The sequence below is a fragment of the Streptomyces sp. NPDC055400 genome, assembly GCF_053644375.1.
This window is the reverse complement of sequence record NZ_JBSHLM010000004.1, coordinates 205,228-229,602: the sequence shown is the minus strand read 5'-3', so window position 1 is coordinate 229,602 and position 24,375 is coordinate 205,228. Positions and strand designations below refer to the sequence as shown.

General features: G+C 71.0%; 22 protein-coding genes and 1 tRNA gene. 6 read left to right on the top strand and 17 right to left on the bottom strand.

Translation table 11 applies throughout. The features are described 5' to 3' along the window. Positions 1–10: 10 nt before the first annotated feature. Both ACWIGU_RS12330 and ACWIGU_RS12325 read right to left on the bottom strand, forming a co-directional pair. A complete protein-coding gene (locus ACWIGU_RS12330) occupies positions 11–1,255 on the bottom strand; it encodes an SPFH domain-containing protein (RefSeq protein ID WP_454399974.1) in 1,245 nt (414 codons plus the stop codon). A gap of 156 nt (positions 1,256–1,411) precedes the next feature. Then, positions 1,412–2,731: a peptidoglycan-binding protein gene (locus ACWIGU_RS12325; RefSeq protein WP_454399972.1), complete on the bottom strand. Its 1,320-nt coding sequence runs from the start codon at positions 2,729–2,731 to the stop codon at positions 1,412–1,414. Between the two features lie 186 nt (positions 2,732–2,917). On the opposite strand from ACWIGU_RS12325, the gene ACWIGU_RS12320 reads away from it, so the two are divergent. From ACWIGU_RS12320 to ACWIGU_RS12305, 4 genes are all read left to right on the top strand, one after another. Continuing rightward, a tRNA-Lys gene (locus tag ACWIGU_RS12320) sits at positions 2,918–2,991 on the top strand. 184 nt (positions 2,992–3,175) lie between these two features. After that, positions 3,176–3,886: a FadR/GntR family transcriptional regulator gene (locus ACWIGU_RS12315; RefSeq protein WP_326775604.1), complete on the top strand. Its 711-nt coding sequence runs from the start codon at positions 3,176–3,178 to the stop codon at positions 3,884–3,886. A 537-nt stretch (positions 3,887–4,423) separates the two neighbouring features. After that, positions 4,424–6,376, top strand: coding sequence for a glycosyltransferase family 2 protein (locus tag ACWIGU_RS12310; RefSeq protein ID WP_454399970.1), 1,953 nt, complete (start codon positions 4,424–4,426; stop codon positions 6,374–6,376). Then, a complete protein-coding gene (locus ACWIGU_RS12305; protein ID WP_454399968.1) occupies positions 6,373–8,310 on the top strand; it encodes a galactose oxidase-like domain-containing protein in 1,938 nt (645 codons plus the stop codon). The genes ACWIGU_RS12310 and ACWIGU_RS12305 overlap by 4 nt, the downstream gene beginning before the upstream one ends. A gap of 68 nt (positions 8,311–8,378) precedes the next feature. On the opposite strand, the gene ACWIGU_RS12300 is transcribed toward ACWIGU_RS12305, so the two are convergent. The 11 genes from ACWIGU_RS12300 to ACWIGU_RS12250 all read right to left on the bottom strand — a co-directional run bounded on the left by ACWIGU_RS12300 (position 8,379) and on the right by ACWIGU_RS12250 (position 19,302). Next, positions 8,379–9,416, bottom strand: coding sequence for a glycoside hydrolase family 6 protein (locus tag ACWIGU_RS12300; protein WP_454399966.1), 1,038 nt, complete (start codon positions 9,414–9,416; stop codon positions 8,379–8,381). A 361-nt stretch (positions 9,417–9,777) separates the two neighbouring features. Continuing rightward, complete coding sequence (locus ACWIGU_RS12295; RefSeq protein WP_454399964.1) at positions 9,778–10,464, bottom strand: class F sortase; 687 nt, start codon at positions 10,462–10,464, stop codon at positions 9,778–9,780. 13 nt (positions 10,465–10,477) lie between these two features. After that, positions 10,478–11,041, bottom strand: coding sequence for a hypothetical protein (locus ACWIGU_RS12290; RefSeq protein ID WP_454399962.1), 564 nt, complete (start codon positions 11,039–11,041; stop codon positions 10,478–10,480). 98 nt (positions 11,042–11,139) lie between these two features. Next, the gene (locus ACWIGU_RS12285) at positions 11,140–11,919 is read right to left on the bottom strand and encodes an HAD-IIA family hydrolase (protein WP_356273178.1); all 780 of its coding nucleotides are present in this window, start codon (positions 11,917–11,919) and stop codon (positions 11,140–11,142) included. Between the two features lie 140 nt (positions 11,920–12,059). Continuing rightward, the gene (locus tag ACWIGU_RS12280) at positions 12,060–13,121 is read right to left on the bottom strand and encodes a 2-aminoethylphosphonate ABC transporter substrate-binding protein (protein WP_454399959.1); all 1,062 of its coding nucleotides are present in this window, start codon (positions 13,119–13,121) and stop codon (positions 12,060–12,062) included. 38 nt (positions 13,122–13,159) lie between these two features. Continuing rightward, on the bottom strand, positions 13,160–13,957 hold the full coding sequence (locus ACWIGU_RS12275; RefSeq protein ID WP_454399957.1) for an ABC transporter permease: 798 nt from the start codon (positions 13,955–13,957) through the stop codon (positions 13,160–13,162). Continuing rightward, positions 13,944–14,816 carry a 2-aminoethylphosphonate ABC transporter permease subunit gene (locus tag ACWIGU_RS12270; protein ID WP_454399956.1) on the bottom strand — a complete coding sequence of 291 codons (873 nt, stop codon included), beginning with the start codon at positions 14,814–14,816 and terminating at the stop codon, positions 13,944–13,946. The genes ACWIGU_RS12275 and ACWIGU_RS12270 overlap by 14 nt, the downstream gene beginning before the upstream one ends. Next, the gene (locus tag ACWIGU_RS12265; RefSeq protein ID WP_454399954.1) at positions 14,809–15,864 is read right to left on the bottom strand and encodes an ABC transporter ATP-binding protein; all 1,056 of its coding nucleotides are present in this window, start codon (positions 15,862–15,864) and stop codon (positions 14,809–14,811) included. Before ACWIGU_RS12265 ends, ACWIGU_RS12270 begins: the two co-directional genes overlap by 8 nt. 186 nt (positions 15,865–16,050) lie before the next feature. Continuing rightward, positions 16,051–16,809: a GntR family transcriptional regulator gene (locus ACWIGU_RS12260; protein WP_454399952.1), complete on the bottom strand. Its 759-nt coding sequence runs from the start codon at positions 16,807–16,809 to the stop codon at positions 16,051–16,053. 102 nt (positions 16,810–16,911) lie between these two features. Further along, positions 16,912–17,937: a hypothetical protein gene (locus tag ACWIGU_RS12255; protein WP_454399950.1), complete on the bottom strand. Its 1,026-nt coding sequence runs from the start codon at positions 17,935–17,937 to the stop codon at positions 16,912–16,914. A gap of 138 nt (positions 17,938–18,075) precedes the next feature. Then, a complete protein-coding gene (locus tag ACWIGU_RS12250; protein ID WP_454399948.1) occupies positions 18,076–19,302 on the bottom strand; it encodes an ROK family protein in 1,227 nt (408 codons plus the stop codon). Between the two features lie 55 nt (positions 19,303–19,357). Between ACWIGU_RS12250 and ACWIGU_RS12245 the strand changes: the two genes are divergently transcribed. Beyond that, positions 19,358–20,476 carry a Gfo/Idh/MocA family oxidoreductase gene (locus ACWIGU_RS12245; protein WP_454399946.1) on the top strand — a complete coding sequence of 373 codons (1,119 nt, stop codon included), beginning with the start codon at positions 19,358–19,360 and terminating at the stop codon, positions 20,474–20,476. Continuing rightward, positions 20,473–20,937 carry a heme-degrading domain-containing protein gene (locus ACWIGU_RS12240; protein WP_454399944.1) on the top strand — a complete coding sequence of 155 codons (465 nt, stop codon included), beginning with the start codon at positions 20,473–20,475 and terminating at the stop codon, positions 20,935–20,937. The genes ACWIGU_RS12245 and ACWIGU_RS12240 overlap by 4 nt, the downstream gene beginning before the upstream one ends. Positions 20,938–21,055: 118 nt before the next feature. Here ACWIGU_RS12240 and ACWIGU_RS12235 read toward each other — a convergent pair whose 3' ends face one another. The 4 genes from ACWIGU_RS12235 to ACWIGU_RS12220 all read right to left on the bottom strand — a co-directional run bounded on the left by ACWIGU_RS12235 (position 21,056) and on the right by ACWIGU_RS12220 (position 24,165). Then, positions 21,056–21,913, bottom strand: coding sequence for a fumarylacetoacetate hydrolase family protein (locus ACWIGU_RS12235; protein WP_356273158.1), 858 nt, complete (start codon positions 21,911–21,913; stop codon positions 21,056–21,058). A 148-nt stretch (positions 21,914–22,061) separates the two neighbouring features. Then, positions 22,062–22,835 (bottom strand): YidC/Oxa1 family membrane protein insertase, encoded by a 774-nt coding sequence (locus ACWIGU_RS12230; RefSeq protein WP_454399942.1) that lies wholly within the window; start codon positions 22,833–22,835, stop codon positions 22,062–22,064. Positions 22,836–22,940: 105 nt separating this feature from the next. Beyond that, positions 22,941–23,252, bottom strand: coding sequence for a DUF6412 domain-containing protein (locus ACWIGU_RS12225; RefSeq protein ID WP_356273154.1), 312 nt, complete (start codon positions 23,250–23,252; stop codon positions 22,941–22,943). A 160-nt stretch (positions 23,253–23,412) separates the two neighbouring features. Further along, positions 23,413–24,165 carry a class E sortase gene (locus ACWIGU_RS12220; RefSeq protein WP_454400543.1) on the bottom strand — a complete coding sequence of 251 codons (753 nt, stop codon included), beginning with the start codon at positions 24,163–24,165 and terminating at the stop codon, positions 23,413–23,415. Positions 24,166–24,375 lie beyond the last annotated feature (210 nt).

Genomic DNA, 24,375 nt, shown 5'->3' with positions numbered 1-24,375 from the left:
GGCGGCGACTCTACGACCCGTCGCCGCCCCGGCCGGTGCAGAAGGCCACCGTCAGATCCTTGACCAGCGCCTTGCGTTCGTAATCGTCCAGCTCGACCAGACCGCGCGCCGTCAGCCGCGTCACCGTGTCCTCGACGGAGTCGACCACGGACGTGAGCACGCTGTCGCGGTGCTGCGCGTCGAGCGCCGCGAACCGGCGGCGCTGCATCGCGGCGGCGACCTCGGGCGCGTACTCGATCCTGGTCGGCTGCGCCGAGAACACCTCGACGCCGACGGGCGCCGCGTCGGCGGCGAGGTGCCGGGTGAGCGCGTCGCCGACGGCCTCGGCGTCGCGCAGGGTCGGGACGTCCTGGTGGATGGGGGTCCCCCCAGCGTTAGCTGGGGGAGCGTCGACAGGGAATTGCGAGAGCACCCGCGCCATCGCCGCCTCCACGCACTCGCGCAGATACTCCTGGTGGCTCTCGACGGCGAGCGTGGCGCGCGCGGTGTCCTTGATGCGCCACACGACGAGGACGACGACGCGCAGGGCGACCCCGTTCGCGTCGACCGCGGGCATCGCCTCACTGCGCCAGTGCCGCAGGCGTACGTCGGTACGGCGGCGCAGGAGCAGGGGGTTCACCCACATCAGGCCGGTGCGGCGGACGGTTCCGCGGTAGCGGCCGAAGAGGGTGAGCACCCACGCCGCGCCGGTCTGGCCGCGCGCGAGACCGCCGAAGCCGAACAGGGCGAGAGCGAAGCCCGCGACCGCCGCCCACTGGACGGGCCCGGGCTGCGCGCCCGCCGGAGCGGGCAGCGCCGTGATGTTCGGCAGCACCCCGCCCCACCACAGCGACGCCGCACCGCCCGCCGCGCCCACGAGGCCGCAGAGGACTCCGAGGGCTCCGGGCAGCGTGCGCCCGGGACGCTCGACGAGCTCCGGGTCGGCGACCGGCTCCGGGCGCGAGGGCGACCGCGGCGGCATCCGGCCCGGTACGCGCGGCTCCTCGCCGCCGCTCTGCCTGCGCGCGACAACAGCCGGCGGCAGCGGCAGCGAGACGGCCTCGGCCCCGTCCCGGTAGAGCAGATGGACCGGGATCTCCGTGGTGGCCTCGCCGTGGATCAGCCGGGCGGGGTGGCCGCCGGACGTCTCGGCTCCCGGCTCGTCGAAACCCGCGGCGCGTGAGCCCGCGGGCCCCCCTTGACCGTCACGCGCATCGCCGCCGTCGGCCTCCGCGGGCAGCTCGGGCCCCTCCGGCCGCTCCGTCATCGTACTCATCCTTGCCTCCGTGCTGGATCCGTACATCCGCGATGACCTCCGGCCTGGCGGGGCCGGAGGGTTCGGGGTGTGCGGCGAGGCGAGTCGCCGCGCACCCCCGGGGCCGCGTGCGGCCGGCCGGGCCTCACGCCCCGCCGGCGGCCGGCCGGTGGGCGATCACGAGAAGAGCCGTCGCCAGGTCTCGGGCCCCGGGTAGCCGTCGGCCGCGCCGCCGCGCCAGCCCTGGGACCGCTGGAACGCCTCGACGCCCCGCCGGTCGCCCTCACCCCAGCGGGGCCCCGGGCCCTTCGTGTAGTTCTTGCCGAACCCCTTCTTCACGAGTTGCCTGCCGAGCTGGGTGACGTACGCGTTGCTCGCGCCCGGCCGGAACATGCCGCGCCCGGGATAGGGCGGCACCTTGGACGCGGCGGGGCCGGGGCCGGCAGTGCCGGTGGTGGGCGGGATGTCCTTGCCCTTGCCGCCGACGAGATAGGCCCAGGTCTTGGGGCCGGGCCGGCCGTCGGCGGCCGAGCCGGTCCAGCCCTGCGCGCGCTGGAACGCCTGCGTGGCGAGCCGGTCGGCCTCACCCCAGCGCGGCCCGGGCCCGGTCTTGTAGAACCGGCTGCCGCCCCGGTCGACGAGCATCTTCCCGAGCCGCGTGACGTTGGCGCTGTTCGCCCCGGGACCGAACGACTTGACGCCCGGGAACTCCGTCGACACCGAACCGCCGACCGCCACCTTCGCCTGCTTCAGCCCCTTGTAGCGATAGGGGACATAGTGGGACGAGTTGCTCCAGTAGGCATAGGGCGTGGACTGCTTGCGGGTGCGGGGCGGCGTCTGCTCGTACGCGACGTAGTAGGTGTGCGTGTAATCGGTCCAGCCGCCGAAGATGACGACGTGCGAGCCCTTCTGAGGGTTCGACGGATTGTGGAAGAGCAGCATGTCGCCGGGCTGCAGCTGCTCGCGCGTGATGCGCGTCCCGAATTTGTTGAGACTCCCGGTCCATTCGTTGCTGCCGAGCTTCCACACCATGGAGACGAAGCCGGAGCAGTCCTGCCGGTAGCCGTCGCTCCAGAACTTGACCATGCTGTACGGCACCTTGGCGGCGATCCAGAGCTTGGCCCGGTTGATGATCGCCGCGCGGGTCGTGGCCGGCAGTCCGGTCACCTGGCCCGGCGGCCCGGCCGGGCTGCCCGCCGGTCCGTGCAGCGGGCCCGAGCCGCCCTGCGGGGTCGGGGGCTCGTCCGAGGACGGCAGCCCCGGCCTGGCCGGTCCATGGGCGGCCGCGACGGCGGGCACCGTGTGCGCGCCGCCGATGACCGTGCCGGCCGCGGCGGCGAGGACGAGGGCGCGCCGGGCGCCGTGGGCGGCGGGGTGGCCGCCGAGCCCGATCGTCAGCGACGACGGGGCGCTCCCGGCGGCACGCCGCCAGTGAAGGCACCCCGGGCAGTCACAGTCGCTCGCAGGATCGAATTCCTCGAACACCGGAGCTTCCATGCGATTCCCCTCACACTCCAGAATGAAATGTCCGACTATCAGTACAAACGGAAGCCTCTCAACTCTCTGGCGATATCGCATGTTGACGGTCCAAATGATGCATTTACCTGACAAATAGGGTGATACGGACAGGCGTGGTGGTCCGGAGCACCCCAGGGATTCAGGTAGAGTTCTCCAGGTCAGCAGGCGCCGCTAGCTCAGTTGGTTAGAGCAGCTGACTCTTAATCAGCGGGTCCGGGGTTCGAGTCCCTGGCGGCGCACCGACACAGCGATGGCCCTCCACGAAAGTGGGGGGCCATCGCTATATACCGGCCCGCCCCGACACAGCGAAGGCCCTCCGCGCGAGTGGAGGGCCTTCGCCATTGCCGGACCCTCCTCGTAAGCGGGAGTCTTTCTGCTGTTCGGGGGGCGTACGGACGCCGTTCCTGCCGATAACGTGGGGCCATGGCGCGCGACCTCCAGGAGCGGATCAAAAAGCTCATCATCGACCGGCGGCTTCCCTCCGGTGCCTCCCTGCCCACCGAGCCCGAGCTGATGGAGCTCCTCGGCGTCAGCCGGAACTCCGTGCGCGAGGCGCTCAAGGCCCTCCAGGCGATGGGCATCGTGGAGATCCGGCACGGCTTCGGCACGTACGTCGGGCCGATGTCCATGGCCCCCATGATCGAGGGGCTCACCTTCCGCACCGTCGCCGGGCACTACCGCGGCGAGGACAGCCTGCTCCAGCTCCTCGAACTGCGCGAGGCCGTCGAGACCGGCCTCATCGCGCGCCTCGCCGGCCGCGTCCCCGACGCCGACCTCGCCGAACTGGACGCCCTCGTCGACCGCATGGACACCGAGGCCGCGGCCGACGGCGCCGTGAGCCCGGGCACGGACCGCGCCTTCCACGCAACGCTCTACCGCGGCCTCGGGAACCCGCTGCTCGGCGAGGTCATGGAGGCGTTCTGGGACGCCTTCCACCGCGTGCGCACCGACCTCGTCGCCATCCCGCACGACCCGAAGGTCACCGGACTCCAGCACCGCGAGATCGTCGATGCCGTGCGCTCCGGCGACCCGCTGCGGGCGGAGCGTGCCATAAGGGAGCACTTCGGCGACATCCGCGCCCGGCTGAGCACCCCGGCGGACACCCGCGGCGAGCGCCCCGCGAGCAACACCTGAGCGCCCCGGCGAACAGCCCGGCGGGCACCGCCGGCAAGCAGCGCCTGAGCACCCCGGCGACTACCCCTGCAGGCAGCCCCGCGGGCACCCCCGGCGAACGCTCCGGCGCGCGCCCGATGCGCGGCACCTGAGCCCCCGGCGTGCGCCCCGTGGCCAACGCCGGCGTGCCCCGTCCGCCCCAACAGGCGCACCAAATCGCGCGTATGACCGGTAAACAGCTTGTTTCGCTTCCTTTCGCCCTTGCGATCATGATGAGGTGCATAGAACCCTGTCCTGGAGCCATTGGCTCCGATGAGGCAGGCGGTACACGGCAGTTGGGGCCGGCACTCGGCAGGCGCCGGTTGCGCTCGACTCAGGGGTGGGGGCCCCGTTCATGAAGCGATGCCGAGGGGGGCATCATGCAACCGGAAGGCCGTCGTCTCAGTCTTAGACGGGGGACCGTGGCCTGCCACTGACACGTCCGGCGAGGTCGAGGGGGACCGACCCGGACGGATGACCGACGACCACGCAGTGACTTGCGTGCGGGGGGAATGACTCATGACGTCGACGCCGACGGGCGCCCGGCAGAACTTCGATCCGTCCCAGACCACCCAGCTACGCGTGCCGCCGCATCGCACCGGCGGCTTCCGGCGCATCAAGAAGAGCCTGCCGCGCTACGACTACGAGCACTACAGCCGGCTCGCGGGCCCGCTGACCCAGCCCGAACCCGGCAAGCCGTACAAGGTGCAGTACCGCTCGCTGCTCTCGCAGGAGCCGCACCGGCTGCGGGCCGCGCTGATGCTGGGCGCCGCGCCGCTGCTCTCCCTCGTGCTGCTCTTCTGGCTGCTCCAGCCCGAGCACTGGACCGAACGGGACTACCCGGCCTACGACTTCCTGCCCGCGCTCGACGTCGTGATGCTGGTGTCGATCGGCCTGATCGAGTTCTTCCGCTGCATGAACGTGCTGTCGAACGCGCACGCCACGCTCGTCGCCCGTGACCCGATCCCGGTGGTGCCCGAGACCGGCACGAGAGTCGCGTTCCTGACCTCGTTCGTGCCCGGCAAGGAACCGATCGAGATGGTCACGAAGACCCTGGAGGCGGCGGTCAAGCTGCGCCACCGGGGCCTGTTGCACATCTGGCTCCTCGACGAGGGCGACGACTACGAGGTGAAGGAGGTCTGCGAGCGCCTCGGCGTGCACCACTTCTCCCGCAAGGGCGTGGCGAAGTGGAACCAGGCCAAGGGCCCGCACCGCGCCAGGACCAAGCACGGCAACTACAACGCCTGGCTGGACGCGCACGGCGACGAATACGACTTCTTCGCCTCTGTCGACACCGACCACGTGCCGCTGCCCAACTACCTGGAGCGGATGCTCGGCTTCTTCCGCGACCCGGACGTCGGCTTCGTCATCGGCCCCCAGGTGTACGGGAACTACGACAACTTCGTCACCAAGGCCGCCGAGTCGCAGCAGTTCCTCTTCCACGCGCTGATCCAGCGCGCGGGCAACCGCTACGGCGCGCCCATGTTCGTCGGCACGTCGAACGCCGTACGCATCAGGACCCTCAAGCAGATCGGCGGTCTGTACGACTCGATCACCGAGGACATGGCGACCGGCTTCGAGATCCACCGCGCCAAGAACCCGGCCACCGGCCGGAAGTGGCGGTCCGTCTACACGCCGGACGTGCTCGCCGTCGGTGAGGGCCCGAGCGCCTGGACGGACTTCTTCACCCAGCAGATGCGCTGGTCGCGCGGCACGTACGAGACGATCCTCAAGCAGTACTGGAAGGGCTGGTACTCGCTCCCGCCGAGCAAGCTCTTCAACTACACGATGATGATCATCTTCTACCCGATGTCGGCCCTCAACTGGATCCTGGCGGCGCTGAGCTGCGCCCTGTTCCTGGGCCTCGGCGCCTCGGGTGTGAACATCGACCCGACGGTCTGGCTGATGCTGTACGGCAACGCGTCGGCGCTGCAGATCGGCCTCTACATCTGGAACCGCCGGCACAACGTCTCACCGCACGAGCCCGAGGGCTCCGGCGGTGTGGCCGGCATGGTGATGTCCGCGCTGTCCGCACCGCTGTACGCGAAGGCGCTGTTCGACGCGGCCCTGCGCCGCAAGAGCAAGTTCGTCGTCACGCCGAAGGGCGACTCGGCCAGCCCCGACCGCTGGTTCGGGACGTTCCGGTACCACTGGTACTTCGTCCTCGTCTTCGCCGGGTCGATCGCCGCCGGCTTCGTGTACGGCCACTCGCACCCGGCGATGATCACGTGGGCCTGCTTCGCCCTGCTGATCACGGCGCTGCCGATGTTCGCCTGGCGGTACATGCTGCGCCAGGACAGGAAGCAGCCGAAGCCGCCCGCCGCCGGAGCGTCCGCGCCGCCGCAGCAGGCTCAGCAGGCCGGTGCGCACGCCGCGCAGCCGCACGCCGTGCCGCAGCAGAAGCCCACCTGGGCCGCCGACGGGGGCAACGACCAGACCATGCAGATTTCCCTGGGGGGACGTAACAAGTGAAAGACGGTGCCAGCCGCCGCCGTGCCCGACGCATAGCCATCGGCTCGGTGGTGGTGCTAGCGCTTGCCGGGATGAACGGGCCGTGGCTCTACCGGTTCGGGTCGGCCAAGTACCACGACTACAAGATCAACAGGCCCGAGTACAAGGCCGAGAACGGCAAGTGGGACATCGTCGAGTTCCCCAAGGAGTACCGGCAGAACACCATCCACGCCGCACTGCTGCACACGGGCAAGATCCTGCTCGTGGCCGGCTCCGGGAACAACCAGGACAACTTCGACGCGAAGAAGTTCGACACCCGGCTGTGGGACCCGGTGAAGGGGACGATCAAGAAGATCCCCACGCCCAGCGACCTGTTCTGCACGGGCCACACCCAGCTGGCCAACGGCAACCTGCTCATCGCGGGCGGCACCAAGAGCTACGAGAAGCTCAAGGGCGACGTCACCAAGGCCGGCGGCCTGATGATCGTCCACAACGAGGACCCGGACGAGCCGAAGACGATCCCCAAGGGGTCCAGGTTCACCGGCAAGGAGAACGGCAAGACCTTCGTCACCAGCGAGAACATCACCATCGAGCGGGCGAGGAAGGTCTTCGACCCCAAGACGGGCAAGTTCCTGCGCAACGACCCGGGCATCCGCCGGGTCTACGTCGAGGCGCAGAAGAGCGGCACGAAGTACGAGACGGGCACCCAGGACAACTACCGCGTGCAGGGCCTCAAGGGCGCCGACGCACGCAACGTCTACGGCATCGCGCAGAAGCTCGCCCTCGACAAGAAGGACTTCCAGGGGATCAGGGACAGCTACGAGTTCGACCCGGTCGCCGAGAAGTACATCAAGGTCGACCCGATGAACGAGGCGCGCTGGTACCCGACGCTGACCACGCTCTCGGACGGCAAGGTCCTCTCGGTCTCCGGGCTCGACGACATCGGCCAGCTCGTCCCCGGCAAGAACGAGACGTACGACCCGAAGACCAGGAAGTGGACGTACACCAAGGGGATCCGCCAGTTCCCGACCTACCCGGCCCTCTTCCAGATGGAGGACGGGAAGATCTTCTACTCGGGCGCCAACGCGGGCTACGGGCCCGACAACGTCGGCCGCACGCCCGGCATCTGGGACCTCGGGACCAACAAGTTCCGGAAGATCCCCGGGCTGAGCGATCCGAAGCTGATGGAGACCGCCGGCACGGTCGAGCTGCCGCCCGCGCAGGACCAGCGCTACATGGTGGTCGGCGGCGGCGGGGTCGGCGAGTCCAGGGAGTCGAGCCGCAGGACGCGGATCGTCGACCTGAAGGCCAAGGACCCGAAGTTCGTCGACGGCCCCGAGCTGGAGAAGGGCACGCGCTACCCGCAGTCCTCCACGCTCCCCGACGACACGGTCCTGGTGTCCGGCGGCTCGGAGGACTACCGCGGCCGAGGCGACTCGAACATCCACCAGGCGCGGCTGTACGACGTGAAGACCAACACGTTCAAGCGCGTCGCCGACCCGCTCGTCGGACGCAACTACCACTCGGGCTCGATCCTGCTGCCCGACGGCCGCGTGATGTTCTTCGGCTCGGACTCGCTCTACGCCGACAAGGCGAACACCAAGCCCGGCGTCTTCGAGCAGCGCATCGAGATCTACACCCCGCCGTACCTGTACCAGGACGCGCGGCCGAGCCTCACCGGCGGCACGAAGACCGTCGCGCGCGGCGGCACGGCGACGTACCAGTCGGACCACGCGACGGCGATCAGGACGGCCCGGCTGATCAGGCCGAGCGCGTCCACGCACGTCACGGACGTCGACCAGACGTCGATCGCCCTCGGCCTGAAGAAGTCGAAGGACAGTGTCACGGTGACCGTCCCGAATGACCGCAGCCTGGTCGAGTCGGGCTGGTACATGCTGTTCGTGACGGACGATCAGGGCACGCCCAGCAAGGCGCAGTGGGTGCACGTGCCGTAGGGGACCGTACGTAAGGGGGTGGGGGGCAAAAGCCCCGCACCCCCTTGCTGCTTTCCCTGCCGCCGGCCCTACTTACTGGCCTTGGCGAGACCGATCGCGTACTCCGGCCACCAGGCGCCCGCCTTCGGACCGCCCTTGCAGTCGCCGTCCGACTCGCCGGGCCGCTTGACCCACAGGTACGCCTTGACCAGGGGGTCGCCGGTCTTGGTGCCGGGCTCCTCGCCCAGCGCACGGCCGGGCGGGTTGCACCAGCGCTGGTCCGGATCGCCGCCCGTGTAGGGGCCGTTCCCGTTGCGGCTGGTGTCGATGACGAACGGCTTGTTGCCGACCTTCGCCGAGAGCTCCTTGCCGTACTTCACGGAGTCCTCGGTGGTGTAGAAGTTCGACACGTTGACCGAGAAGCCGTCGGCCTGGTCGATGCCGGACCACTGGAGCGGCTGGAAGATCTGGTCGGGCTTGCCCCAGCCGGCGTTCCCCGCGTCGAGGTAGACCGTCGTGTTCTTCAGCGACTTGAGCTTGCCGACGGCGCCCTTGAGGAGGTCGTAGCGCTCCTCGTGGAACTCCTCCGGCGTGCAGTTGTCCACCATGTGCTGCACGGCGTCCGGCTCCAGGATCACCGTCGCGTGCCGGTCGCCGATGCCCTTGGCGACACTGTCGATGAACGCCCGGTACTGGTTCCCGTCGGCCGCGCCGCCCTTGGAGAACTGGCCGCAGTCGCGGTGCGGGATGTTGTAGAGCACGAGCAGGGCGTCCCGGTCGGCCTGGTCGGCGGCCTCGGTGTAGCCCCGGGCCTGGTCCTCCGCGTTCTCCGGGAGGATCCACTCGCCGCTCGGCTGCTCGGCTATCTTCCGGATCTGCTCGGCGTCGTCCTTCTTGCCGGACTTCTCGTAGGCGGCGACCTGCTTGGCTGCGCTGCCGTCCGGGTTGACCCAGTACGGGTCGGACCCCTTCGGCTGCTGTTTCACGGGTGACGGTGAGCCGTTCTTGTCCTTGCCGTCCCCGGAGGAACAACCGGACACCAGCAGCGCCGCCCCCACGGCCGCCGCTACCGCCCTCACCCCCCAGGCGCCGACACCGCGTACGCGGCCTGCGTCCTTGCGGTACATCCACTCCCCCTTGGGTGCCCTGTACGACTCTCAATCCTGGCATACGGGCCGTCGCGACCACGAGGGCGGACAGGGTTCGTCAAATACCTGTTACAGCCCCCGCGTTCGGCGTTCACCGGGTGAGCGAGAGCGCATCCGGACTTGGCGTCAAACAGCCTCTAGGCCATGTCGCCCATCCGCTCTACAGTCGTCGTGAGCGGCCCGAGCCCCCGCCGGCACCACCCCTTCGAGAGGGCAGGTCTCTCTCCCGACCTCCCGCGCCGACGCCGGGTTACTCCCGCAGCCCGAGCGCGCGCGGTCGAGGACCAGCCCGGTCGGCGGCTTCCCCCGGGGGGAGCGGGTCGCCGGCCGGGCCAGGTTGTCAGCTCGCGGACGCGGGCGCGTTGGTCACTGCGGTGAGGTACGCGGACACGACCACGTTGGCGGTGTAGGTGTGCGACGCCCGGTCGAAGGAGCCGCCGCACGTGATCAGCCGCAGCTCGGCCCGGTCGGACTTCCGCTGCCCGTACGCCTTCCGCGCGTCGAACCGTGCGCGGCTGAAGACCTGCACGTCGTCGACGGTGAACTCGGCGACGGAGCCGTCGTCCCGCCCGACCCGCACCTTGTCGCCCGGCTTGGCCGAGCTGAGGTGGTAGAAGACGGCCGGCCGGGTGTCCGTGTCGACGTGCCCGACGAGCAGGGCCGTGCCGCGCTCGCCCGGCTTCGCGCCGCCGCCGTACCAGCCGACGACGCCTGCCTGCGAGAAGGGCGGCGGGTCGATCGCGCCGGCCCCGTCGAGGCCGCTGACCGTCACCGGCGCCTCGATCTTCAGCGCGGAGACGTCGACGGTCTGCGGCTTCGCGCCGGACACCGGCATCGGCTTGTGCGCGGGCGGCAGTTCGATGCCGGGCGGCCGTCCCACTGCGGCCGCGTCGCCGGTCGTGGGCGCGGACAGGCCGTGGAAGTCGGTGACTTCACGGCCCCACACCCACAGGCCGAGCAGCAGTACGGCCCAGGCCACTCCGGTCACGAGCCGCCCGTTGCCATGAGGTCGTTCGCCGTCAGCCATGATCGGCCCCCGCTCAGTCGGAGCGGCGCCGGCGGACGCTGCGGAAGGCCACGGCCACGGCCGCGACCGCCGCGAGCACCAGACCGATCACCGCGTGCCAGGTGCCGGGGCCCTCCCCGCGCACTTCCTCGGCGATCTCGGTGCTGTGGGCCGCGGTGAGCTGCGCGGTCCCGCCGCCGCCCGCGTGCACGGCCGCGGTGGGGGTCGGCGTGGGCCGGCCCGGCTGCAGGACCTGGACGCTGCCCCTGACCTTGTCGTCGGCGCCGTCGCAGGTCACCCTGACCTCGTAGACCCCGGGCGTCGCTGACGCGCGGATCCGGGCCTGCGTCGTCAGGGTGGGCTGGTCGGCGGACCGGGCGAGGTCGCCGGGCGTCTCGAAGGCATCCGAGTAGACCTTGCCCCTGGAATCCCTGCAACCGGAGACCCTGAGGTCGACCTGGGTCCCCGGGGCGGGGGCGTACGGGGTGACGGTGATGGAACCGGTGGATCCGTCGGGTTCCCCGCCTTCCGCGTGGGCGGCGGCGACGGGCAGTGTCACCAGAACGGCCGCCGCCCCTATGGCACGGAGAGCGAACATCTCTCTACGCATTGTGAACCTCCTGTATGGAAGGGTCACGCGCGCAGGCCCGATCCGCATCCCGGGGCCGCCGGAAAACGCCGGCCCCGGGAGCGGGATCAGACGAGTTCGACCAGGTCAGCGATGGAATTGACGACCTCGGAAGGCCGGAAGGGGTAACGGTCGACGTCGGCCCTGCCGGTCAGTCCGGTCAGGACGAGGAAGGTCTTCATCCCGGCCTCCAGGCCCGCGAGGACGTCGGTGTCCATGCGGTCGCCGATCATGGCGCTGGACTCCGAGTGCGCCCCGATCGCGTTCAGGCCGGTCCGCATCATCAGTGGGTTCGGCTTGCCCGCGAAGTAGGGCTGCTTGCCGGTCGCCTTGGTGATCAGCGCGGCGACGGCGCCGGTGGCGGGCAGCGGGCCCTCGGTGGAGGGGCCGGTCTCGTCCGGGTTGGTGCAGATGAAGCGGGCGCCGTTGTTGATCAGGCGGACGGCCTTCGTCATGGCCTCGAACGAATAGGTGCGCGTCTCTCCGAGAACCACGTAATCGGGGTCGTGGTCGGTGAGGACGTACCCGATGTCGTGCAGCGCCGTCGTCAGGCCGGCCTCGCCGATGACGTACGCCGTGCCGCCGGGACGCTGGTCGTCGAGGAACTTGGCGGTGGCAAGGGCCGACGTCCAGATGTTCTCGACCGGCACCTCCAGGCCCATGCGGGTCAGCCGGGCCTGGAGGTCGCGGGCGGTGTAGATCGAGTTGTTCGTCAGCACGAGGAAGGGCTTGCCCGACTCACGGAGCTTCTTGACGAAAGCATCGGCGCCGGGGATCGGCACACCCTCGTGGATGAGCACACCGTCCATGTCGGTGAGCCACGATTCGATGGGCTTGCGCTCTGCCATGTGCCGGTCTCCTGCCATACAAGAAAACACTGGGGCCAAGAAATAGCTGGGACGCCGGGACCACTCTGTGCCGACGCCCCCAAGCCTAATCAGCACCGGCTGATCTTGACCCCGCCGAGCCCGCGGCAGTGGTCCGCAGGTCAGCTGCCCGTCGCCGACTTCCAGTCCTCCACGTACGTCTGGAGGTTCTTGTCGATGTCGTTCCAGTCGGGCTCGAAGATCTCGACGCCGTCCATCACCTTGGACAGGGCGATGGCGTTCTCGTCGGTGGCCTTGACGTCCTTGCGCGCGGAGAAGCCGCCGCCGATGGAGCTGACCTGCTGCTGCGCCTTAGTGGACAGCATGAAGTCGAGGAGCTTCTTGCCGTTCTCGCTGTGCGGGGCGTTCTTCACGAGGCCGCCGGCGTAGGGCAGGGCGAACGAGGTCGGCTTGCCGCCGGCCTTCTTCGGGAACCACAGGCCTAGGTTCGGCATGGTCTTGGACTGCGCGAAATTCATCTGCACATCGCCGTTGGCGACGAGGAGTTCACCCTTGTCGACCTTGGGGGCGAGCTTGCCGGTGGAGGCGGACGGGCCGACGTTGTTGGCCTGGAGCTTCTTCAGGTAGTCCATGGCGGGCTTGTTGCCGCCGAAGTCGTGCATGGCCTTGACGACCACGGCGGTGCCGTCGCCGGCGACGCCGGGCGTGGAGTACTGGAGCTTGTTCTTGTACTTGCCGTCGAGCAGCTCGTCCCACGTGGTGGGCGGCGTCTTCAGGTCCTTCTTGTTGTAGACGAAGCCGAAGTAGTTGTTGACGACGGAGGTCCAGGTGCCGTCGGCGCCCTTGTCGGCCCCATCGACCTGGTCGGCGTCCTGGGGCGTGTACTTCTCCAGGAGGCCCTTGCCGTCGGCCTGCTGGATGAACGGCGGGAGCGTCACGATCACGTCGGCCTGGGTGTTCGACTTCTCGCGGGCGGCGCGCTGCACCATCTCGCCGGAGCCGCCCTCGACGTAGTTGACCTTGATGCCGGTCTTCTTCGTGAAGTCCTTGAAGACCTGGTCGTACCAGCCGTCGCCGTTCTCGCCCTTGAGGCCGTCCGCGCTGTACACGGTGACGGACTTCTCGTCGGAGGCGGCGGAGTTGCCGCCGCAGGCGGAGAGGGTGGCGGCGAGGGCGAGGCTTCCGGTGACGGCGGCGATCGGCTTGAGCGTGTTTCTGCGCATGGCGAGGTGAACTCCTTGCAGGGATACGGGTATGAGGGTCAGCGGTATGAGGCTTTGGTGCGGATCCGCGAGACGAGCAGCAGGACGAACAGCGTCGTCGCCATGAGGATCACGGAGATCGCCGATCCGGTGAACAGGGAGCCGCGGTCGGTGATCGCGTAGATCTGCACGGGCAGCGGCATCCAGTCCGGCGGGTAGAGCATCATCGTGGCGCTCAGCTCGCCCATGGACAGGGCGAAGCAGAGTCCCGCGGCCGCGTTCAGCGACGGCAGCAGGAGGGGCAGCTTGACCTTCCACAGGACGTACGAGGGGCGGGCGCCGAGGGAGGCTGCGGCCTGTTCGTACGCGGGGTCAAGTCGTACGATCGCGGCCGAAACCGACTGATAGGCGAACGCCGTGACAAGAATCGTGTGCGCCAGGATGACGATCCAGCGGGTGCCGTTGAGCACCAGCGGCGGCTTGGAGAACGCGACGAGTACGGCGAGGCCGACCACGACGGACGGCACGGCGACCGGCAGCATGAACAGGGCGTCGAGGACCCTGCGGCCGCCCTTCTTGAGCGCGGCGGCCGCGAGCGCGGCCCAGGTGCCGATCAGGAGGGCGAGGAGGCTGGCGCTGACGGCGGTGACCAGGCTGGTGGTCAGTGCCTGGAGGGACGCGCCGCTGGTGGCGGCCTGGTAGTGGCCGCCGGTGAATCCGGTCGGGAAGGCGCTCGACCAGTTCGTGGCGAACGACGCGGCGACGATGACGAGCAGCGGCAGCGCGAACAGAGGCAGGAAGAGGGCGAAGAAGAGGACCCAGGTGGCCCACTTGCCCTTACGGCTATGCACCAGCACGGCGGCTCACCACCCGGTAGAGGCCGTAGAGGCCCACGGAGATCAGGACGTTGACGACGGCGACCACGCACGCGCCCGGGTAGTCGGACTCCAGGATCGCCTTGCTGTACACGAGCATCGGGAGCGTGGTGACGCCCTTGGCGCCGGTGAAGAGCACGATGCCGAACTCGTTGAGGCACATGACGAGGACGAGGCTGCCGCCGGCGGCGAGCGCGGGCAGCGCCTCGGGCAGGATGACCTGCCGGATGATGCGGGCGGGCTTCGCGCCCAGGGAGGACGCCACCTCCAGCTGCGCGGTCTCGATCTGCGAGAACGAGGCGAGCAGGGGCCGCATCACGAACGGTGTGAAGTACGTGATCTCGGCGAGGAGCACGCCCCACGGGGTGGTGAGGAACTGGAAGGGCCCGGCGGCGGCGCCCGTGACGTCCGTCCACAGTCCGTTGGCCATGCCCACGGACCCGTAGACGAAGAGCAGCGCGAGGGTGATGAGGAAGGACGGGAAGGAGAGGAACACGTCGATGAACTTGGCGACGGCCTTCCCCCCGGGGAACGGGACGAACGCGATCACGAGCGCGAGCGCGAACCCGAGCACGAGGCATCCGACGGTCGCCCCGACCGCCAGCCACACCGTCGTCCCGAGCGCCTCCCGGAACGCGGACGACGCGAAGACGTCGGCGTACGGCTTGAGGGAGGTGCCGCCGGTGTCGGGCTGCACGGACTGCTGCACGACGAGGCCGAGCGGGTAGAGGAACACGAGGGCGAGTACGGCGACGGGCGGCAGCGCCCACACAAACTTCGGCGTCCCCGTGCGGGGCTTCGCGGCCTTGCTCACCGGCGTGCTCAGCGTGGCGCTAGCCATCCTTGCTCACCCCGGCCGAGAGCAGCACCGCGTCCTCGGGTGCGAAGTGCACGGTGACCTCGTCGCCGAGCGCGGGCGGGGTGCGCAGTTCGCGCAGGTCGGCCTTGAGCCGGTGCCCGTCCACGTCGACGTACAGGCGGTGGGTGGAGCCGCGCCACTGGACCTCGGACACGGAGCCGGTGAGGGCGTTGGGCCCGTCGCCGAGTCCGACGAGGTGGGGGCGCACGCACAGGGTGGCGGACACCCCGGAGGCGACGTCGCCGGTGGGCACCTTCAGCTCGGCTCCGGCGAAGGACACCGATCCCGAACCCACCTGTACGGGAAGGAGGTTGGCGTTGCCCACGAAGGAGGCGGTGAACTCGGTGCGGGGCCTGCGGTACAGCTCCTGCGGGGTCCCGCAGTCCTGGAGCCGCGCCTTGTCCATGACCGCGATCCGGTCGGCGAGGGTGAGCGCCTCGACCTGGTCGTGGGTGACGTAGAGGATCGACACGTCGGGCAGCTCGCGGTGGAGTCTGGCCAGTTCGGCCAGCATGCCGGAGCGCAGCTGCGCGTCGAGCGCGGACAGCGGCTCGTCGAGCAGGAGCACCCCGGGCCGGATGGCGAGGGCCCGCGCGATGGCCACCCGCTGCTGCTGTCCGCCGGACAGCTCGCGCGGGTAGCGCTTCGCGTAGGACGCCATGCCGGTCATCTCGAGTGCCTCGGTGACCCGGGCGGGGATCTCGGCCTTGGCGACCTTCTGGGCCTTCAGACCGAAGGCGACGTTGTCCTCCACGCGCAGGTGCGGGAAGAGGGCGTACTGCTGGACGACCATGCCGATACCGCGCCGGTGGGGCGGCAGGTCCGTGACGTCGCGGTCGCCGATCAGGACGCGGCCCGACGCGGGCCGCACGAATCCGGCGACGGCGCGCAGGGCCGTCGTCTTGCCGGAGCCGGACGGGCCGAGCAGCGCCATGACCTCGCCGGGCTCGACCGTCAGGTCGAGGGAGTGGAGGACGGTGTTCGTGCCGTAGGCGACGGACACCTTGTCGAAGCGGATGCCGCTGGCCATCAGCTCTCAGCTCCCGGGCGCACGGCGGGTATGGGGTCGGTCTTCTCTCTCACGGCGGCCACGCTCCTCGGGGTGGATGGCCCGTATTGGTCCGCACGGCAACGGGACGGTGAACGGGCACCCAAGGTTGGCCTAGACCCGTTACGTTCCCGTTACCGAAGTGGGTCAACTGCCACCCCGGGGCGGTCAGTTGCCCAAACGCGTGGTGAACGAGAACCGGTCCCCCCGGTAAAGCGTCCGCACCCTTTCCGTGGGCCGGCCGCTCGTGTCGGACGACACCCGGTGAATGAGAATCATCGGCAGGGCGGGCGGCGTGCCGATCAGGAGGGCCTCGCGCGGCGTGGCCAGCACGGTCTCGATGCGCTCGTCGGCGGACCCGAACTCGATCCCGAGCCGCTCGTGCACATACGTGTAGAAGGACGAGTCCGGGTCGAAGTCGACGTCGAGGCGTGGCATCCGGGCCACGGCGACGTAGGTGCTCTCCAGGCCGACGCGCTCGTCGTCGGCGAGCAGCACACGCTCCATGTGCCACACCGGCTCGCCCCGCTCGACCGCGATCTCGTCGGCGAGGGCGGGCGGGCACGGGAAGCGGTCGAGGCCGATGAGCGTACGGCCGGGGCGGCGGCCCTGCCGGCGCACGCCCTCGGTGTAGCTGGCCATCGACAGCGGCTGCTCCAGCTTGGGCCCGGCCACGACCGTCGCCCGGCCCTGACGGCGCAGGCGCCCTTCGAGCAGCAGCTCGCGCAGCGCCTGGCGCACGGTCTCGCGCGCCACCTCGAAACGCAGGGCCAGATCCCGCTCCGTGGGCAGCGGCTCGCCCTCGCCCAGCTCGTCGAGGAGCGCGGAGACATGGGCCTTGACCGCGTAGTACTTCGGGATGCGGCCGTGCTCGGGGATGCCGGCGCGTACGGGTGCGCCAGGCGCCTGGTCGTTCGGGTAATCCACTCAGGGATATTCGCAGACATTTGTTAACGGGGTGTCGGGGGCGGCCCGGGAGTGCGGTGCGCGCGGCGGCGCGCGGCGGGCGGTGTGGCCGGAATCCGCCCCTCACTCGCGGCCGGAGCGCAGCCGCCGGGAGCCCGCCACGAGGGCCGCGCCGCCGACGAACAGGGCGCCGGACGCGAGGCCGAGACCGCGCAGGGAACCCGGCCCGGTCCGCGCGAGCTCGTCGGGCGGGAGGGGGCGGCCGTCGGGGTCGGCCCCGACGCCTGCGTCTTCGCCCGCATCTGCGCCCGTGTCATCGCCTGCGTCTTCGCCCGTATCTGCATCGGTGCCGGTGCCGGCGCCTGAGTCGCTGCCGGTCGTCGGGCCGGTAGTGGGGCGGGTCGTGGAGCCGGTGGTGGGGCCCGTCGTGGGGCCCGTCGTGGGGCTGGTCCCGTCGGTGGGGCGGGCGCTCGCGGTGCCGCTGTCCCGGCCCGGCTTACGCAGGCCGTCATCCCCGGTGTCGGGTTCGTCGCGCCGCTCGCCGGGACGCCTTCCGGACTGCTCGCCCTCCTCGTCGTCGGTGAGCGTGAACCGGTAGGCGCCCGACTCCCCCACCCAGTCGCCGTCGTCGTCCCGGCGTCGCACGACGGCCGCGTTGGCGACGACGCTGTTCGGCTCGGCGTCGGAGGTGAACGTGAGCCGCGCCTTGACGGTGACCGTCTTGCCCGGGCCGACCCGGAAGCCGGGGAAGCCGTCGTCGAAGACGCCGACGTTCTCGTCCCACTCGGTCCGCTCGAAGCGCACGGGGTGGTAGCGCTTGCCGTCGGAGAACTCCAGCTGGATCTGCCGCGTCGCCAGCGTCCGCTTCTTGTCGATGAGCACGACGACGGGGTGGATGCCGGCGCACTCGGCATCGGTCTTGTTCGTGAGGACGAGGGACCAGGTGCGGAAGCCGCCGCCGGGGTGGTACGTCGTGGGGCCGCCGCGGATCCGGGTGCTGATCGGGAAGTCGGCGGGGTACTGGGCGGCGCAGGTGGGCTCGAGCGGGGCGGACCCGGCCGGGACCGGATCGGCCGCGCGGGCGGGGCCGCCGGTCACCACGGAGGTCAGGGCCACGGCAGTGACGGCGAGCGGGATACGCGGTCGCATGAGGAGCCTTTGTGATCGCGGGGCGGGACGGGTACTGCCGTGGCGACCGTGTCACGCGCGACGCGCCCCGTGCCGGACCAGCAGGGCCCCGTACGGCCCGATGCCCGAGCGATTCCGCTCGATCAGCTCAGATTTCCTTCATTCCGGTTGACCGGGAATGTCCCTCATCCTGCTGGCCGGAAAGTGACCGTGCGCACGTCCGTACAGGGGGGCGAGGACCAGCTGGGCGGCGCCCTCGACCACCGCGGTCGCGGCGCCGGGCGCGCGCAGGACCGGGACCTCGACCGTGCCGCCGCGCCGCGCCCGCTCGCCGAGCACCGCCCGCACCCCTTCGACGAAGCTCTCCTCGGCGGCCGCGACCGTGCGCCCGCCGAGCAGGACGAGGTCGATGTCGAGGAGGCCGACCATGTTCGCCGCGCCCTCGCCGAGCACGCGCGCGGCCTCGTCGAAGGATCCGGCCGCGACCGCCGCGAGGCACAGCGCCTCGATGCAGCCGCGGTTGCCGCAGCCGCAGAGCGGGCCGTCCAGCTGGATCACCTGGTGGCCGAATTCGCCCGCTCCCGTGCGCGGCCCGCGATACGGCGTGCCGCCCAGGACGAGTCCGGCGCCGAGCCCCGTACCGAGGTGGAGGTACGCGAACGAGTCGCCGCATCCGGCGAGCGCGAGGCCGAGCGCGGCCGCGTTGGTGTCCTTGTCCACGACCACGGGAAGCCCGAGCCGCTCCGCGAGCGCGTCCCGCAGCGGGAACCCGTCCCACTCGGGGAACCCGGTGACGCGGTGCAGCACGCCGGAGGAGTGGTCGAGGGGCCCGGGCAGCGCGACGCCCACACCGAGGACGCGGGGGGTGAGGGGCGCCGGGTGTACCGGGTCCTGCGCGTCGGGGCTGTCCGGGTCCCGGTCGTCCGCGTTCCCGGCGCCCGCGCCCGCATCCGCTCCCGCGCCCGCATCCGTGAGCAGTGCCTCCACCTCGCTCGCCGCCGCCTCCACCACCGCGTCGCCGCCCGCGCCGAAGGCGAGCGGGGCGCGGCGTTCGGCGACGACCGTGCCCGCGAGGTCGACCAGGACCGCCGTCAGTTCGTCGCGGTCCAGGTGGAGCCCGACCGCGTGCCCCGCGTCCGGCACGAGGCGCAGGACGGTGCGCGGCTTGCCGCCCGTCGAGGCGCGGCGGCCGGTGTCCGTCACCAGGCCCTGCTCCCGGAGCCGCGCCGTGATCTTGCTGACGCCCTGCGGGGTGAGGCCCGTGCGCTCGGCCAGTTCGAGCCTGCTGATGCCCGCGTCGCCGGCCGTGCGCAGCAGATCGAGTACGAGTGCGGCGTTATGGCCTCGCAGCACCGTCAGATTGACCCCGGAGTAAGCCCTGTTCACTCCCCCATTGTCCCTTCCGCTTGCACTTTGGCAACACCGTTGCTTAAGTGGATGCATGACTGAAGGCATGACATCAGGTACGGCTGGGGCCACCGGCTCCCCCCTCCGCGTCGGTCTCGTCGGCTACGGCCTGGCGGGCTCCGTCTTCCACGCCCCGCTGATCGCGGCGACCGACGGCCTCGTACTCGACACGGTCGTCACCTCGAACCCGGAACGGCAGGCGCAGGCCCGCGCCTCCTTCGGTGACGGCATCCGCTTCGTGGCCACGCCCGACGAGCTGTGGCCCCTGGCCGACGAGCTCGACCTGATCGTCATCGCCTCCCCGAACAAGACGCACGTACCGATCGCGACGGCCGCCCTCAAGGCGGGCCTCCCGGTCGTCGTCGACAAGCCGATCGCCGGCACCGCGGCCGAGGCGCGCGAGCTCGCGGCCCTCGCCGGGGAGCGCGGCCTGCTCCTCTCGGTCTTCCAGAACCGCCGCTGGGACAACGACTTCCTGACGCTGCGGAGCCTGATCGCGGACGGTGAACTCGGCAGCCTCGGCGACATCTGGCGCTTCGAGTCGCGCTTCGAGCGCTGGCGGCCGCAGCCCAAGGGCGGCTGGCGCGAGTCCGGCGACCCGGAAGAGATCGGAGGTCTCCTCTACGATCTCGGCAGCCACGTCGTCGACCAGGCCCTGGTCCTGTTCGGCCCGGCGGTCTCGGTCTACGCGGAGTCGGACGTGCGGCGCGCGGGCGCGGCGGCCGACGACGACACGTTCATCGCGATCACGCACGCGAGCGGCGTCCGCTCCCACCTGTACGTCTCCGCGACCGCGGCCCAGCTCGGCCCGCGCTTCCGCGTCCTCGGCTCGCAGGCCGGCTATGTGAAGTACGGCCTCGACCCTCAGGAGGCGGTGCTGCGCGAGGGCACGATCCCGGCGGCCGGCGAGCCCTGGGGCGTGGAGCCCGAGTCGATGTGGGGGCGGATCGGTTCCGGAGAGTCGCCTCTGACCGGCGGCGGACGCCCCGTCGAGACGCTCCCCGGCGCCTACCCCGCGTACTACGCGGCCATCGCCGCCGCGCTGCGCGGCACCGGCGAGAACCCGGTCACCGCCGAGCAGGCCGCGGCCGCGCTCGACGTCCTGGAGGCGGCCCGCCGCTCGGCCCGCGACGGTGTGACGGTGGCCCTGTGAGCGCGCCGACGGCCGAGGAGATCGAAGAGCAGGAGCGCCGCCTGGTCCTGCCCAGGTTCGGTTACGAGGACGCCTGGGAGCTGGGCTCGCTGCTCGTCGAGCTGGCCCGGGAGCGCAACGCGCCGGTGGCGATCGACATCACGCGCGGCGGCCAGCAGCTCTTCCACGCGGCGCTCCCGGGCTCGACCCCGGACAACGACGCCTGGATCGCCCGCAAGCGCCGCGTCGTCGAGCGCTATGCCTGCTCGTCGCTGCTGGTCGGAACCCGTTTCCGGGCGAAGGGCACGACGTTCGAGGACTCGTCCAGGCTCGACCCGGACACGTACGCGGCACACGGCGGCGCGTTCCCGCTCGCCGTCGAGGGCGCGGGAGTCATCGGAGCGGTGGTGGTCTCCGGCCTCCCCCAGCTGGAGGACCACGCACTGGTGGTCAAGGCCCTCGACCTCTTCATCGCCGGGTAAGGGGAAGCGCCCCTGAAAGGGGCGCGGGGAACTGCGCGCTCAGCCACAACGGACCGCGGCCGACAAACGACCGCCACCCGATGGCCCCCGCAGTTCCCCACCTGACCCAGCGGAGCGCTTACGCGTCCTTGAGCTCCTGGCGCTGGCGCCCCAGACCCTCGATCTCCAGCTCCACCACGTCCCCGGCGCGCAGGTACGGCTTCGGCTCGGGCTGCCCCATCGCCACGCCCGCCGGCGTCCCCGTGTTGATCACGTCGCCCGGGTACAGGGTCATGAACTGGCTGACGTACCGGACCACCTCGGCGACCGGGAAGATCTGGTCGGCCGTGGAGCCGTTCTGCTTCAGCTCGCCGTTGACCCACAGTTTCAGGCCGAGCGCCTGCGGGTCCGGGACCTCGTCCGCCGTCACGAGCCAGGGGCCCAGCGGGTTGAACGTCTCGCAGTTCTTGCCCTTGTCCCACGTGCCGCCGCGCTCGATCTGGAACTCGCGCTCGGAGACGTCGTGCGCCACCGCGTATCCGGCGATGTGCGCCAGGGCCTCCTCGTGCGACTCCAGGTAGCGCGCCGTGCGCCCGATGACGATCGCCAGCTCGACCTCCCAGTCCGTCTTCACGGACTTGCGCGGTACGAGCACGGTGTCGTCGGGGCCGACGACCGTGTCCGCCGCCTTGAAGAAGACAACGGGCTCCGACGGCGGCTCGGCGCCGGTCTCGGCGGCGTGGTCGTGGTAGTTCAGGCCGATGCACACGACCTTGCCGATCCGCGCGACCGGCGGGCCGACCCGCAGGCCGTCCGCGTCCAGCACGGGCAGCTCGCCGGACTCGGCGGCGGCCCGTACGCGGCCCAGCGCCGCGTCGTCGGCGAGCAGTTCCCCATCGATGTCGGGGACGACTCCGCCCAGGTCACGCAGGACACCTTCGGCATCGAGCAGGGCCGGGCGCTCCGCCCCCGCGGTACCGACTCGCAGCAGCTTCATGGTTGAGACTCCTTGATCGAGGAGGGACCTCCCGACGGGTGCAGCCATCGGAGGACTGGTCGATCGTCCAAGGTCCGCGTCCAGTCCGCAATACCCCGTTCACGGACTGGACCTCCCCCAAGCTCTCGAAGAGCAGGGGGACCCCCGCCTAGGCAGGAGCAAGCGCCGCGGCAGAGGGCATGTCGCGGTAGAGGACAGCCCGCTCGACGGCGCTCCACGTCGTGCTCGTGACCACGTACAGGGCGGCCGCGAGCGGCACGAAGCCCACCGTGAACAGCGTCATGAACGACATCAGCGGCATGATCTTCGTCATCGAGGCCATCGCGCCCGCGCCCGGCGCCTGCGGCCCGTCCGTGGCGGCGGCCGGCAGCACCGGCTGAGCCGCCATCTGACGCTTCGTACGCCCGTAGTTGAAGCTCGCCACCGCCGCGATGATCGCGAACAGGACCAGATAGACGACGCCCTGCGCGCCGAAGAGCCCGCCGTCCGCGAGCGCGTCCTTGAAGCGCCCGCCGAGCGGCGCGGCGCCGAGGGTGTGGCCGAGCAGGGCGTTGGGCTCGCCGCCGATGCTGCCGTTCGAGAACAGGTGGTAGAGCAGGAAGAAGGCGGGGAGCTGGAAGAGGCTCGGCAGGCAGCCGGACAGCGGCGAGACCTTCTCCTCCTTGTGCAGCTCCATGATCGCCTTCTGGAGCTTCTCGGGGCTCTTCCTGTGCTTCTTGCGCAGCTCGGCGATGCGCGGCTGGAGCTTGGCGCGCTGGCGCTGCCCGCGGGCCGAGGCCCGGGACAGGGGGTGCACGAGAAGACGTACGAACGCGGTGAACAGGACGATCGCCGCCGCGGTCGCCGAGGTGTGGAAGATCGGGTCGAGCAGGTCGGCGATGTGCTCGACCAGGCTGGCGAAGACAGACATGAACGTCGACATGGGTGAGCCCTCCGGGGGTCCCGTCGTGCCGGAATCGGAAGACCGCCGGGAAGGGCGGCCGATCGGCGTGACGGCCCGTAGGGGACTGCGGGTGGAGCGGGTCCCCTACGCGGCCGTCAGGAGGAGACGGCCGGGTGCTCGGGGTCGGCTGCGCCCGCGGGCGTCGGGATCGCGCTGCGGCAGGAACGCGGTGCGCTGCGCACGGTCGCGCATCGTGGTGCGGACCCGGGTGCGGGGCACGGCGGGGGCGCTGCGCGCGGCGAGCAGGGAGCAGACGGCGAGTGCGGAGCCCGCGGCGGCGGTCGCGGCGAGCGCGACGGCGGCGGTGAGGCTGCCGGTGTCGACGAGAACGGTCTCGACGAGGAGGAAGAGGAGCAGGGCGGCGGGCCGCAGGGCCGTGCCCCAGGTGCGCGTCATGTCCGGCGTCCCTCCTTCCCGCTGCTCGGTCCCGTCCACGTGTTGTGGCGTTCCGCCCCGTCGACGTGTTGTGGCGTTCTGCCCGTTATACAGGATGAGCCCGGATCGGATGAAGGGGCGGCTTCTCGGCCCCGCGCTCACCGGGGCCGCGTCCACTCGCTCACCGGGGCCGCATCGACCGCAGCTTCCCCCACACCGCGAGCCGGAACTTGGACGTGTACTCGGGCGTGCAGGTGGTGAGCGTGATGTAGTACCCCGGCTCGCTGTACCCGGCGCCCCGCACGACCGCGCTGCGCGGCACGCCCGCGATGACGCCGCCGTCGCGGGCGGAGGTCTGCGCGAGGGTCTTGTCGACGACGTACGTGTACTCGGCGCCGCGCGTACGCACCTGGACCTCGTCGCCCTTGCGCAGCCGGTTGATGTAGCGGAAGGGCTCCCCGTGGGTGTTGCGGTGCCCGGCGAGCGCGAAGTTCCCGGCGCGGCCGGGCTGGGCGGTGGCGGGGTAGTGGCCGACGTAGCCCTTGTTGAGGACGTTCTGCTTCCCGACGCCCTCGGCGACGGGGACGGTGAGGCCGAGGCGGGGGATGGTGAGGACGGCGTAGGCCTGGTCCCAGCGGGGTTTGGGGGGTGCGGTGGCGGGAGTGGTGCGCCGGGTGGACCGGCTGCCGTCGCCGCCCGCCCCGGATCCGGCCGGGCTGTCGCCGGCGGCCGGAACGGAGGCTCGGTCCCGGCCCCCGTCGCCCTGCCCGTCCGAGGGGGTGGCCGCCCACTCCCGCTCCAGCGCCCGCACCTTGCGCTCGGCGCCGGCCCGGGCCTCGCGGTTGGTCCACCACAGCTGATGGACGACGAGAAGGAGAAGGACGACCCCAACGGTGACGGTGATCTCGGCGCCGGTCCACAGGGTGCGGCGCAGGGTCGAGGGGCGCGGCCCCTGCGGACGACCGAGGGTCGAGGGGCGGCGACCGAACGCACGGCGTCCCGCGCGCAGAGCCGAGTGCCGTCGCCCGGACGCACGGAGTCCCGCGCGCGGCCCCTGCCGCACGACGACAGGGCGCCGCTCCCGATCCCGGTCCCGGCCCCCTCGCCACTCCCGCTTCCGCTTCCGCTCGCGCACGGCCGCAAG